General features: G+C 58.0%; 1 protein-coding gene. It reads right to left on the bottom strand.

Going from position 1 to position 817, the window contains the following annotated elements; translation table 11 throughout:
* Positions 1 to 232: 232 nt before the first annotated feature.
* The coding region (locus P0D73_RS46545) for an aldo/keto reductase (protein ID WP_408436479.1) at positions 233 to 817 on the bottom strand (585 nt) is incomplete at its 5' end.

Here is an 817-nt window from a genome sequence, read left to right as displayed (position 1 = left end):
CTCACCGCTCCCCGGGCTGTAGTACACGGCCCTGAAGGTGAAGGCATTCAGAGACTTTTTGCGTCCACGCTGTTTGTCTCGCATGAGTTGAACATGATGGTCGCAATCGAAGGCGGTTCACGCGAGAGTCTGACATTCTGTTGAATGGATGTCGATGAATCAGCGTCGATTGCCGCCCCACCGCTGCGGCGATGACTAGCGGATGGACTGCACTGCAGTGCGAAGGCAACAGTTACGCGTCCCATTCCGGCGCGAACGGCGGAGTGACGAAACGGTGGTTCTTCGGCAACGCCGCAATAGAGTGCCGGTCATCATCGTCGAGTTTCACCGCCAGCGCGTCGAGATTGGATTTTTGACTTTCGCGACGTTGAGCCTTAGGAATCACGGCGACCCCGTCCTGTTCCAGAAGCCAGGCGAGTGCAACCTGGGCAGCAGTCGCGCCATGCTTGGTGCCGATTGCCTGAAGTACGGGGTCGCTTGCTGCCCTGCCTTGCGCAAGCGGGGCATAGGCGACAAGTGGAATGCCTTTCTCGCGCAAGTAGTTCAGCATCTTCGACTGGTCTAGAAACGCGTGGTATTCAATCTGGTGGCAGGCGATGGGTGCACCGATTTCCTCGATGGCTTTTCGTAGCATCGTCACGTTGAAATTGCACACACCGATTGAGCGAACGGTGCCGTTCTGCAGAAAGCCTTGCATTGTTTCCATGACGGCGCCGAGGTCCATGTCACGCGACGGCCAATGCACCATGTACAGGTCAACGTAGTCGACACCGAGCTTTGCGAGGCTGGCGTCAAGGGCGCGACGCAGGGCATCCGG

The organism is Paraburkholderia sp. RL18-101-BIB-B (assembly GCF_046026985.1).
In the GTDB taxonomy this organism is placed as follows: Bacteria; Pseudomonadota; Gammaproteobacteria; order Burkholderiales; family Burkholderiaceae; genus Paraburkholderia.
This window is presented reverse-complemented; position numbering and strand designations above follow the sequence as displayed.